Genomic DNA, 11,274 nt, shown 5'->3' with positions numbered 1-11,274 from the left:
CGGTAGMYCGATCGCGACGCTGCTCACCGGCCTCGGCGTCGCGATGATCTACCGGATCGACATCGCGTTCGGGAACACCGGGTGGAACGCCTACTCCACCAAGCAGCTCGCCTGGACGGCCATCTCGCTCGCCGGTGCGATCGCGGTGGTCATCCTGCTGCGCAACTACCGGATCCTCTTCCGGTACACCTACATCTTCGGCCTCGCCGGCATCCTCCTGCTGCTCCTGCCGTTCGTGCCCGGTCTGCGGATCCCCGACGCGAACGCCCAGGTCTGGGTGTCGCTGGGCGGCATGTTCGCCTTCCAGCCCGGCGAGCTCGCCAAGATCTGCCTGGCGATCTTCTTCGCCGGTTACCTCGTGCGCACGCGGGAGAGCCTGACCTCGGTCGGCAAGCGGGTGCTCGGCATCACCTGGCCGCGCATGCGCGAACTCGGTCCGGTCCTCGTCGTCTGGCTCGTCTCGCTCGGCATCATCGTCTTCCAGCGCGACCTCGGCACCGGAACGCTCATCTTCGGCATGTTCGTGGCGATGCTCTATGTCGCGACGGGCAAGACGAGCTGGGTGCTGATCGGTCTCGGCCTCGTGGTGGCCGGCGTCGCCGCCGCCTCGCAGATCCTCAGCTACGTGCAGGGTCGTTTCATCAACTGGCTGTTCCTGTTCGACTCCTCCAAGGTCGACCCCGACGTCGCCGGCTACCAGCCCATGCAGGGACTGTTCGGTCTCGCCCGTGGCGGCCTCATCGGCACCGGCTGGGGCCAGGGCCGCCCGGAGATCACCCCGCTGGCGCACAGCGACTACATCATCACGAGCCTCGGCGAGGAGCTCGGCCTCATCGGCCTCTTCGCGATCCTCTGCCTCTACATGGTGTTCGTCAGCCGCGGTGTCCGCATCGGGCTCGCGGGTCAGGACGACTTCGGCAAGCTGCTCGCCACGGGGCTGTCGTTCACGATCGCCCTCCAGGTCTTCATCATGGTGGGCGGCGTGACGCGGGTCATCCCGCTGACGGGTCTGACCACGCCGTTCCTCGCCGCCGGCGGCTCCTCCCTCGTCGCGAACTGGCTCATCGTGGCGCTCCTGCTCCGCATCTCCGACGGCGTCCGCCGTCAGCCCCGGGTGGTGATCGGCTGACATGACCAAAGAGCTCCGCAGACTCAGCATCGTCATGCTGTTCATGTTCGTCGCGCTGTTCGCCGCGACGAGCTGGATCCAGGTCGTCGAGACCGATGTCCTGTCGCAGAACCCGCACAACAAGCGGACGCGGCTGGACAGCTACGAGATCCAGCGTGGCGCGATCATCGTCGACGGCACCGCCATCGCCAACTCGGTCCCGAGCGACGACCAGTACCGGTTCCAGCGCGTGTACACCGACCCGGGCCTGTGGGAACCCGTCACCGGGTACTTCAACCCCGCCCTGGGCTCGGCCACCGGCATCGAAGAGGCGATGAACGCCGATCTCTCCGGCACCGGCTCGAACGCCTTCTTCGCCGAGATCGAGCGCATCCTCTCCGGCCAGCCTCAGCGCGGCTTCAGCGTCGAACTCTCCCTCAACACCGCCGCACAGCGCGCCGCCGTCGAGGCCCTGGACGGCCTGCAGGGAGCGGTCGTCGCGATGGACCCGAAGACCGGACGCATCCTCGCGATGGCCTCCACCCCGGGCTTCGACACGAACCGCATGGCGACGCACGACGCGAACGCGGCCAACGCCACGTACGACGAGCTGGTGGCCGATCCGGGCAAGCCGCTCTCCAACCGGGCGATCGCGGGTGACCTCAACCCCCCGGGCTCGACCTTCAAGATCGTCGTGGCGGCCGCCGCCTACGCGAGCGGAGACTGGACGCCGGAGTCGACGCTGCCCAACCCGACCTCGTACACGCTCCCCGGCTCGAACAATCGCGTCTCCAACGCCTGGGGAGGCGCCTGCGGCCCCGGGGAGACCGTCACGATCGCCGAAGCGATCCGCCTGAGCTGCAACATCCCCATGGCCGAGCTCGCGGTCGAGCTCGGCGACGACACGATCCGGGAGATGGCCGAGAAGTTCGGCTTCAACCGCAGCTTCGACACGCCCCTCACCTCGACGCCCTCCAGCTACCCCCAGGGCCTGGACGACGCGCAGACCGCGCTCACCGGGTTCGGGCAGGGACAGGTCACCGCGACGCCGCTGCAGATCGCCATGGTCTCGGCGGGCATCGCGAACGACGGCGTGGTCATGAACCCGCAGATGGTGGACGCCGTGATCGGCAACGACCTCTCGGTGATCCGGTCGTTCGAGAGCACCGAGTTCGGGCGCGCGATGGACGCCGACGTCGCCGACGACGTCACCTCCGCCATGGTCGCGAGCGTCTCAAACGGTGCGGCGCAGGGTGCAAGAATAGACGGGGTCGACGTAGCCGGTAAGACGGGAACGGCGGAGAACGGAAACAGGCCGCACACGCTGTGGTTCACGGGGTTCGCCCCCGCGGACGACCCCGCGGTCGCGGTAGCGGTCGTCGTCGAGAACGGCGGCGGACAGGGTCAATCAGGAAGCGGGGACACCATCGCCGCTCCGATTGCGAAGAAGGTCATAGAGGCGGTGCTGGGCAGATGAGGCCGACGCAGGGTGTGTCGTTCGGTGGTCGCTACGAGCTGCAGTCGCGTATTGCGATCGGCGGCATGGGCGAGGTGTGGGAGGCGACGGATCACGTCATCGGTCGCACCGTCGCCATCAAGATCCTCAAGGACGAGTACATGGGGGACCCCGGGTTCCTCGAGCGGTTCCGCGCGGAGGCGCGTCACGCCGCGCTCGTCAATCACGAGGGCATCGCCAGCGTGTTCGACTACGGCGAGGAGAACGGCAGCGCCTACCTCGTCATGGAGCTCGTGCCGGGTGAGGCCCTCTCGACCATCCTCGAGCGGGACGGCGCGCTGAATGCCGACAAGACGCTCGACATCGTCGCGCAGACCGCTTCGGCCCTCCAAGCCGCGCACGCGGCGGGTCTCGTGCACCGCGACATCAAGCCCGGAAACCTCCTCATCACGCCGGACGGCCGCGTAAAGATCACCGACTTCGGTATCGCCCGCATCGCGGACCAGGTCCCGCTCACGGCGACCGGGCAGGTGATGGGAACGGTGCAGTACCTGTCGCCGGAGCAGGCATCGGGTCACCCTGCCTCCCCCGCGACCGACACGTACTCGCTCGGCATCGTCGCGTACGAGTGCCTCGCCGGCAAGCGCCCCTTCACCGGGGAGTCGCAGGTCGCGATCGCCATGGCGCAGATCAACGAGCAGCCCCCGCCGCTGCCGCCGACGGTCCCGATCCCCGTGCAGAACCTGGTCATGGCGATGATCGCCAAGAAGCCGGCGGACCGCCCGTCCTCCTCGGCCACGGTGGCCCGGGCCGCCCAGGCCCTCCGCCGCGGAGACCTGAACTCCGCCGCCATCGCCGTGCCCGCCATCGCGACGGGCGGCATCGCCGGGGACGACGACGCCACGCGGATGCTGACCGCGACCGGCGACGACGGCACGACGCGAATTCTGCCCACTACCGCGCAGCTGCCCACCGACGAGGCCGCCGCGGAGGAGCAGGAGAAGAAAAAGAAGAAGAAGAGTGCATGGACCTGGCCGCTGATCGCGCTGCTGGTCCTGCTGCTCATCGTCGTCGCCGGCACGCTGTGGGCACTGTTCGGCAACCAGGGCAAGGATGCCGACCCCGACCCCACCGGGTCCGCGAGCCGCACCCCCACGCAGACCCAGACGCAGACGCCCTCGCAGGAGCCCACGCCCGAGGAGACCCGGGTCGACGTGACCGCCCTCGGTCTCAACGGCATGGACTGCGGCACCGCCACCGCGACGCTCAAAGAGGCCGGGTTCTCCGACATCGCCTGCGGCGAGGGCGACCCCGCCCCGAGCGACGGCGATGTCGGCAAGGTCTACCGGGTGCAGCCGGAGGGGAACGTCGCGACGACGACGCCGATCGCCCTCACGGTCTACGCCGGCCGTACGCCGTTGCCGACGCCGACGGACGTGCCGACGATCACCGGCGACCCGATCGCCGGCAGCACCGTGACGATCTCCTGGGGCACCGGTTTCACCTGCCCCAGTGGCACCACGCTGTCCGGCTACGTCGTTTCCCTGCAGAACGGCACCTTCGCTTCGGGCGGGCCGAACTTCCAGCCGACGCAGCGCAACGCTCAGGTGACGGTCGGCGATGCCGTGGGGCAGCAGCTCATCGCGACGTATCAGGGCCTGTGCTCCGGTGGCGACCAGCGCACGTCGAACGCCTCCCCCCCGCTCTCCGTCACGATCGTGGCCCCGGAGGACGGCGAGGGTGACGGCGGCGACGGCGCCCAAGGGTAGCCTGAGTATCCAGTCCAGCCATAGTCGTTTCCAGGGGGTCATCCGTGTCCACAGAGCCACGAGTCATCGCGGGCCGGTACCGCGTCGACGAGCTCATCGGGCACGGCGGGATGGCGAAGGTGTACCGCGGGTACGATCTGACGCTCGGCCGCGAGATCGCGGTCAAGATCCTCGACCCTGAGCTCGCCCGCGACACCAGTTTCCGTACGCGGTTCCGTCTGGAGGCGCAGTCGGCGTCGCGCATGTCGCACCCGTCGATCGTGCGGGTGTACGACGCCGGCGACCCCTCCACGGTCGACAGCTCCTCGGACGAGCCGCCGTACATCGTGATGGAGCTGGTCAAGGGCACCCTGCTCAAGAAGATCATCGCCGACGGCCCGGTCCCCGTCGAGGATGCGGTGCGCTACGTCGACGGGATCCTCGAAGCGCTGGACTACTCGCACCGCGCCGGAGTCGTGCACCGCGACATCAAACCGGGCAACGTCATGGTCACCGACAAGGGCCAGGTGAAGGTGATGGACTTCGGCATCGCCCGCGCGGTGTCCGACTCCTCCTCGACCGTGGCCGAGACCACCCAGATCATCGGCACCGCCGCCTACTTCTCGCCCGAGCAGGCCAAGGGGGAGCCGGTCGATGCTCGTGCCGACCTCTACTCCACCGGCGTCGTGCTCTACGAGCTGCTGACCGGACGGCAGCCGTTCCGCGGGGAGTCGCCGGTCGCGGTCGCCTACCAGCACGTCAGCGAGACACCGGTCCCGCCCTCCGAGGTCAACGAGGAGTCGCCCGCAGCCCTCGACCCGATCGTGCTGCGCGCCCTCGCGAAGGACCCGTATCAGCGGTATCCGGACGCCGCCCACTTCCGTGCCGCTCTGGACGCCGCGGTGACCGGCGCCGCCCCCACGCGCAAGCAGATCGGCGCCCTGACGAGCGAGCTCTACGGCCCGAGTCCGCGCCAGGCGCAGGAGACGGCGCGGTCGCTGCGTCAGCTCAGCACCGACACCACGATGGCCCGCACACAGTCGGGACCGCCCGTCGCGTGGATCTGGGCGGGAGTCGCGCTGCTGGCGGTGCTCCTGGCGTCCGTGCTGTTCTGGGTCTGGACCATCAGCATGCGCCCTGCCGACGTGCCGAGCACCTCGCGGCTCGTCCCTGATCTGACGAACGTCGCCTCCGAGCGCGCGCAGGACGACCTCGCGGAACTGGACCTCTCCTCGAAGATCGTCATCGAATCGAGCCCGTCGATCGCTGAGGGCAACGTCATCCGCACCGATCCCGAGGGCGGCGTGTCCGTGGAGAAGGGCTCGACGGTCACCCTCTACGTGTCGTCCGGCGAGGAGACGGTGGTCGTGCCGAAGCTCGAGGGGATGTCCCTCGATGCCGCGACCAAGGCGCTGAACGCCGCCGGCCTCGAACTCGGCACGGTGACGCAACGCAATGACAAGGGTCTCGCCGCCAACACCGTGATGACGGCGAGCGAGCAGGCGGAGGCCGAGGTGGCTCCGGGCACCGTCGTGAACCTCGAGGTCGCCAGCGGGAAGGTGACGCTGAACAACGTCGTCGGCTGGTCCATGGACTCGGCGACGCAGGCGCTCGACGACCTGGGGCTCACGCCGGTGCCGACCGAGGCGCCGGAGTGCCCGGCGACGGATCCGGCGACGGTGCACTCGATGTCCATCGCTCCGGGCGATGTCCCTGTCGGGTCGTCGGTCGAACTCCGCTACTGCACCGGGTCCTGACGCGGGACGCGCCGCGGCTCAGCGCGTCAGCGGATCGAGGAGGGCGGAGCGGGCCACGGCCTCCTCGTCGCCACAGAGGCGCAGCCAGTTGGCGAGGAGCCGGTAGCCCCCTCGGGTGAGGACGCTCTCGGGATGGAACTGCACCCCGTGCAACGGCAACGTCCGGTGCGCCACCGCCATCACGGTGCCGTCGGGGGCGGTGGCGATGACCGCGAGGTCATCGGGGAGGTCTGCCGCGGACAGCGCGAGCGAGTGATACCGCCCGACGTCGAAAGGGGAGGGGATCCCCGCGAACAGGGCGGAGCCGTCGTGGCGGACCGCCGAAACCATGCCGTGCATGACCTGGGGAGCAGACCGGACCGCCGTGCCGAACGCGGCCCCGATGACCTGATGCCCGAGACACACGCCGAGGGTGGGGACCCCCCGCCGCACTGCGATGCGAGCAGCGTCGATCGAGACGCCGGCATCGGCAGGAGCCCCGGGACCGGGAGAGAGCAGCAGCGCGTCATGCGCGCCGAGATGCTCCTCGACCTCGACCGCGTCGGTCGCGTCTGACTCCACGAGCGTGGTGTCCGCGCCGAGCTCGCGCAGATATCCCACGAGGGTGTGCACGAAACTGTCGTGGTTGTCGACCACGAGCACCCTCGTCATTCGACGTCGACTTCGCCCGGGGCGATGAGCGGGCTGACCCAGGGGAACACGTACCAGAACAGCGCATAGAGCACCGCGGCGATCACGACGAGCAGGATGAGGACGCGCAGCCACCACGGACCGGGAAGCAGGCGCCAGAGTGCGGCGTACATGGGTCTTCTCTCCTGGAGGCGGGTCACACGGACGGTGCGGCTGGCGGGGGCGGCGGGTCGGTCAGAGCGGACGGGGGTCCCTCGGCTCGCGGCTGGAAGCTCTCGAACACCCCGTACGCGACGATGCGCTCGGCGAGCGAGTAAAGCGGTGAGCAGGCCGTCAGGGTGATGTACTGCTCCCCCGTCTGCTGCTCCGGCATCTGCGGCACATCGGCGAGCACGTCGGTCTGCGTCGGCTTCACGTACTCCAGCGTGCGGAACCGATAGGTGTACCAGCCGTCAGGGGTCTCCACGACGATCGCGTCGCCGACGTGCAGCTTGTCGAGCTGGTTGAACGGCTTGCCCCAGGTCGTGCGGTGGCCGGCGAGCGAGAAGTTGCCGACCTCTCCGGGCATCTTCGACTGCGTGTAGACACCGATGCCCTTCTGATCCAGGGTGCGAGCGCGACTCGTGCCGCCGTAGATGCCGAAGTTGTAGTCGGCGCCGAACCGGGGGATGTGCATCTGTCCGAACCACTCCCCGTCAGCCGGGGCCGCAGGGACGGGCGCCTCGTAGATCGTCTCACCGTTGTCCGTCTCGACCAGCGGCGGCAGTTCGGGTGCCTCGCCCGCGGCGAGCTGCTGTGAGATCGCGGCGCCCTCCTCGTTCTTCTGGGCGGCGATGATGATGTCGCCGATCCACATCTGCCAGGCGACGAAGAGGAGTACGATGACGCCGGCGGTCAGGAGGAGTTCGCCGAGCACACTCGCGAACGTGGCGCGCGACCGGGGTCGCTGCCGCCGTCCGCGCCGCCCCCCAGGCACGACAGATGCAGTCATGGGCGTGATCATATCCGCCCGACCTGTGCAGCAGGAGTCGGGGCACCGCCGATCCGCGTCCTCACGTCTCGTCGGCGCCGAGGTCTCCCGGGTACAATGACGGCATGGCACGTGACCGCAAGACCGAAGAACCCGCCGTCGAGCGCGCCGAGGGCGACGCCGCTCCCAACGCCGTCTGGTTCAAGCCGGTGATGATCGGCTTCATGCTCCTCGGCCTCGCCTGGATCCTCGTCTTCTACATCTCGGGCATGCAGTTCCCCATCCCCGGCCTCGACAACTGGAATCTGGCCATCGGTCTGGGCATCGCCCTCATCGGATTCCTCATGACCACACGCTGGCGCTGACCGGCCGCAACGACAAGAACCCCTCGCCACCGCGGCGAGGGGTTCTTTCGTCTGTCCGAGAGGCGGACGTTATCCACAGGTTATCCCCACACTGGGGAGAATTACACCGATGTTATTCACAGGCGTTAACAACCCTGTTAACAACTCGGGATCAGGCCAAAAGGATGAGGGGCGGCACCACGGCGACCACGACGATCAACAGCACCACCAGGGCGGCAAGCGACACGATCTGCCAGGTCCGCTGGTCGCGGCGCTTCGTGCGGACATAGATGAGGGCCACGAGCGCGCCCGTGATCGCGCCGCCGAGGTGCGCCTGCCAGGAGATGCCACCGGCGAAGAACCCGAAGGCGAAGTTGATGCCGAGGATCACGAGGATGCCCGTGACGTTGGCCCCGATGTGGCGCCCGATGATCAGGAGCGACGCCAGGAGCCCGAAGATCGCCCCGGAGGCGCCGACCGTCCACGTCTCCGGCGCGAGGACGGCCACCGCGACGGATCCGCCGAGACCGCTGATGAGGTACAGCGCGAGATAGCGGACACGACCGAGCATCGGTTCGAGGTTCTGCCCGAGCATCCACAGGGCGAGCATGTTCAGGGCGAGATGCACGAAGCCCCCATGCACGAACAGCACGGTCAGCAGTCGCCACGGCTCGAACGGCAGGAGGGAGAGGTTCGGGTAGAGGAACGGCGCGTAGAAGCCGAGAGCCTGGATGATCGGGGCGTTGAGCCCGGGGATGAGCTGCACGAGGCCGATGAACGACGTCACCGCCAGCAGGACGTACGTGACGACGGGCTTGCCACTGCGCACGGCCCCCATGGTCGTGGCGCCGCCGCCGCGCCAGCGTCGCGCGGCCTTCTTCTGAGCGGGGGTGCGGTTCTTGCGCTCGGCATCCATGCACTCGGGGCAGATCACGCCGACCGGGGCGGGCGTCTGGCACTCGGGGCAGATGGTGCGGAGGCACCGCTGGCAGAGCACGAAGGACTGCCGATCCGGATGCCGGTAGCAGAAGTTCTCACGATTGTTCGTGAACTCGGGCGTCGTCATCCGGATCGGCCGTCGCAGTCGTCAGGCGGCGACGATGTCGATCGACTGCAGCACCACGGGCTCGATCGGGCGGTCGCCCGCTGCCGTCGGGACCGCGGAGATCGCGTCGACGACCTTGCGCGATGCGTCGTCAGCGACCTCGCCGAAGATCGTGTGCTTGCCCTGCAGCCACGGGGTCGGGTCGGTGGTGATGAAGAACTGCGAGCCGTTGGTGCCCTCGACCTTGCCGGTGATGGCGTTGCGGCGGAGGCCCGCGTTGGCCATCGCGAGGATGTAGGGCTCGTTGAAGTTGAGCTCGTTGTTGATCTCGTCGTCGAAGTTATACCCCGGACCGCCGACGCCCTGGCCGAGCGGGTCGCCGCCCTGGATCATGAAGTTCGGGATGATGCGGTGGAAGATGACGTCCTTGTAGAGGGGACCCTCGCCCGGCTTGCCGGTGGCGGGGTGCGTCCACTCCTGGGAGCCGTCGGCGAGACCGACGAAGTTCTTGACCGTCTTCGGGGCGTGGTCGCCGAAGAGGTTGATGACGATGTCACCGTGGTTGGTGTGCAGAGTTGCGACGTGGGAAGCGTGAACCATGCGTTCATTCTCGCAGAGCTTCCGGTGAGCGGGCCGGGCGTGTACAACGCGGGAGCCGATGATGCAAGGGGCGGGCGATTCCCTCGCCGCATCCAGCCTCTCGTGGCAAGATGGGGAACCCGTACTCCAATGGACAGGAGAGCATCGTGAGCCTCAGCCGCAAGCGGAAGAAGCAGCTTCGTCGTCTTCAGAAGGACGCGAACCAGCTGTGGGAAGACCAGCAGGTGCTCGTCGGCCACGCCGCCGACGTCGCTCGTGAGGCGGGTCGCCAGCTCGGCAACTTCAATCGCGAGCAGATCGTCCCCGTGGTCCAGGACACCTACAACCGCCGCGTCGCCCCGGTCGTCGACCGCTCGGTGAAGGCCGGTAAGCATGTCGTGGACGACAAGGTCGTCCCCATCGTCGGCGGGGTCGTGGGTACGGCACTGACCGCCTGGGACGTCGCGAACGCGAAGCGCCACGGCGTCGAGTACAAGGCCCGCAAGGCCGTCTCGCAGAAGAAGGGTCCGGGCCTCGGATCCGTCATCGCCATCGTCCTGGGCGCCGCCGCCGCGGTCGGCGTGCTCTACGCCGCCTGGCAGGCGCTGCGGGCCGACGACGAGCTCTGGGTCGCCGACGACCCGCTGTCGGCTCCCGACGCGTGACCACTCCCGACCCGCACACGCGGGTGAGGGATGCTGCGGCCGCCCGCGGACTCGACATCGAGATCCGCGAGCGGCCGCAGGCGCGTAGCCTCGTCGAAGCCGCCGAGATCCTCGGCCTCCCGCCGTCCGGGATCGTGAAGACCCTCGTGGTGAAGCGCTCGGATGACACCTATCTGTTCGCGCTGGTCCCGGGTGGGCGGTCCATCTCGTGGCCGAAGCTGCGCGCCGTCGTCGGAGTGAACAAGCTCCGTCTGCCCGAACCCGAGCTCGCTCTCGCAGCGACCGGTTACGAGCGCGGAACCATCGTCCCGATCGGCAGCACCACCGACTGGCCGGTCTACGCCGATGAGTCCATCGTCGGCGAGCGGATCGCGATGGGTGCCGGTGCGCACGGCTACAGCCTGTTCGTCGACGCCGACGACCTCATCGCGGCGTACGGCGCGACCATCGCCGACATCTCGGTGCCCGAAGAGCGCTGACCGTCGCCGGAGCCTCAGAGCAGGCCGGCCATCCGCAGGGCGATGTCCACCAGCCGTACACGCTGCAGTCCGGCGACCGCGGAGAGCGCGAACCACTCGGCGCGATCGGTGGAGCCCTCCGTCTCCCAGCGCAGCTTCCCCCCGGTGACCTCGGCCCGATAGACGATGCGCAGGGTATGCAGGGGGTCGGACGACTTCTGCACGCGCCGTCCGGCCGGGATGACACGGGAGTGGATGCCGAGGAGCTGTCCGACCCGGACCGTGTACCCGGTCTCCTCGCGGAGCTCCCGCCGCACCGCGTCCTCCGGCGCCTCGCCCGGTTCCAGGCCGCCGCCCGGGAGCGTCCACGCCACGCGCCGGCCCTCGGTCCACCGCGCCAGCAGGAGGCGCCCACCCTCATCGGTGACGACCCCGTATGCGGCGACGCGCAGGTCCATGCGTCACACCTTATCCGGGTCTCGGGCCGTCCCCCGCCGCGTGACGATCGGGGTGA

Annotated in this window: 13 protein-coding genes; 7 read left to right on the top strand and 6 right to left on the bottom strand. The window is 68.8% G+C overall.

All coding sequences use genetic code 11. The annotated features are described in order from the left end of the window. The 4 genes from B7W94_RS06390 to pknB form a co-directional block, all read left to right on the top strand. A partial coding sequence (locus B7W94_RS06390; RefSeq protein ID WP_085605336.1) for an FtsW/RodA/SpoVE family cell cycle protein occupies window positions 1–1,129 on the top strand: 1,129 nt, incomplete at its 5' end. A gap of 1 nt (window position 1,130) precedes the next feature. Beyond that, window positions 1,131–2,585 (top strand): penicillin-binding transpeptidase domain-containing protein, encoded by a 1,455-nt coding sequence (locus B7W94_RS06385; protein WP_085605334.1) that lies wholly within the window; start codon window positions 1,131–1,133, stop codon window positions 2,583–2,585. Next, a complete protein-coding gene (locus B7W94_RS06380; RefSeq protein ID WP_085605332.1) occupies window positions 2,582–4,333 on the top strand; it encodes a serine/threonine-protein kinase in 1,752 nt (583 codons plus the stop codon). The genes B7W94_RS06385 and B7W94_RS06380 overlap by 4 nt, the downstream gene beginning before the upstream one ends. Before the next feature lie 44 nt (window positions 4,334–4,377). Beyond that, a complete protein-coding gene (gene pknB, locus B7W94_RS06375) occupies window positions 4,378–6,069 on the top strand; it encodes a Stk1 family PASTA domain-containing Ser/Thr kinase (RefSeq protein ID WP_085605330.1) in 1,692 nt (563 codons plus the stop codon). An 18-nt stretch (window positions 6,070–6,087) separates the two neighbouring features. On the opposite strand, the gene B7W94_RS06370 is transcribed toward pknB, so the two are convergent. From B7W94_RS06370 to B7W94_RS06365, 3 genes are read right to left on the bottom strand one after another with little or no spacing between them, the layout of a single operon-like run. Beyond that, window positions 6,088–6,720, bottom strand: a complete 633-nt coding sequence (locus B7W94_RS06370; protein ID WP_085605328.1) for an anthranilate synthase component II — start codon at window positions 6,718–6,720, stop codon at window positions 6,088–6,090. Next, window positions 6,717–6,872, bottom strand: coding sequence for a DUF4175 domain-containing protein (locus B7W94_RS17900; RefSeq protein WP_136051341.1), 156 nt, complete (start codon window positions 6,870–6,872; stop codon window positions 6,717–6,719). The genes B7W94_RS06370 and B7W94_RS17900 overlap by 4 nt, the downstream gene beginning before the upstream one ends. A gap of 23 nt (window positions 6,873–6,895) precedes the next feature. Beyond that, the gene (locus tag B7W94_RS06365; protein WP_085605326.1) at window positions 6,896–7,690 is read right to left on the bottom strand and encodes a class E sortase; all 795 of its coding nucleotides are present in this window, start codon (window positions 7,688–7,690) and stop codon (window positions 6,896–6,898) included. A gap of 104 nt (window positions 7,691–7,794) precedes the next feature. Here B7W94_RS06365 and B7W94_RS06360 point away from each other — a divergent pair, with 104 nt between their 5' ends. Further along, window positions 7,795–8,034, top strand: a complete 240-nt coding sequence (locus B7W94_RS06360) for a cell division protein CrgA (RefSeq protein ID WP_025102888.1) — start codon at window positions 7,795–7,797, stop codon at window positions 8,032–8,034. Between the two features lie 151 nt (window positions 8,035–8,185). On the opposite strand, the gene B7W94_RS06355 is transcribed toward B7W94_RS06360, so the two are convergent. Beyond that, a complete protein-coding gene (locus tag B7W94_RS06355) occupies window positions 8,186–9,079 on the bottom strand; it encodes a rhomboid family intramembrane serine protease (RefSeq protein ID WP_025102887.1) in 894 nt (297 codons plus the stop codon). Window positions 9,080–9,100: 21 nt separating this feature from the next. Then, entirely contained in the window at window positions 9,101–9,658 is a 558-nt protein-coding gene (locus B7W94_RS06350) for a peptidylprolyl isomerase (protein WP_025102886.1), read from the bottom strand. 146 nt (window positions 9,659–9,804) lie between these two features. Here B7W94_RS06350 and B7W94_RS06345 point away from each other — a divergent pair, with 146 nt between their 5' ends. Together B7W94_RS06345 and B7W94_RS06340 are read left to right on the top strand one after the other, a co-directional pair. Further along, on the top strand, window positions 9,805–10,302 hold the full coding sequence (locus B7W94_RS06345) for a hypothetical protein (RefSeq protein WP_025102885.1): 498 nt from the start codon (window positions 9,805–9,807) through the stop codon (window positions 10,300–10,302). Beyond that, window positions 10,299–10,781, top strand: a complete 483-nt coding sequence (locus tag B7W94_RS06340; RefSeq protein WP_253247395.1) for an aminoacyl-tRNA deacylase — start codon at window positions 10,299–10,301, stop codon at window positions 10,779–10,781. The genes B7W94_RS06345 and B7W94_RS06340 overlap by 4 nt, the downstream gene beginning before the upstream one ends. Before the next feature lie 14 nt (window positions 10,782–10,795). Here B7W94_RS06340 and B7W94_RS06335 read toward each other — a convergent pair whose 3' ends face one another. Next, on the bottom strand, window positions 10,796–11,218 hold the full coding sequence (locus B7W94_RS06335; RefSeq protein ID WP_025102883.1) for an NUDIX hydrolase: 423 nt from the start codon (window positions 11,216–11,218) through the stop codon (window positions 10,796–10,798). Between the last annotated feature and the right edge of the window lie 56 nt (window positions 11,219–11,274).

It is taken from the genome of Microbacterium sp. LEMMJ01, assembly GCF_002114135.1.
Classification (GTDB): domain Bacteria; phylum Actinomycetota; class Actinomycetes; order Actinomycetales; family Microbacteriaceae; genus Microbacterium.
This window is presented reverse-complemented; position numbering and strand designations above follow the sequence as displayed.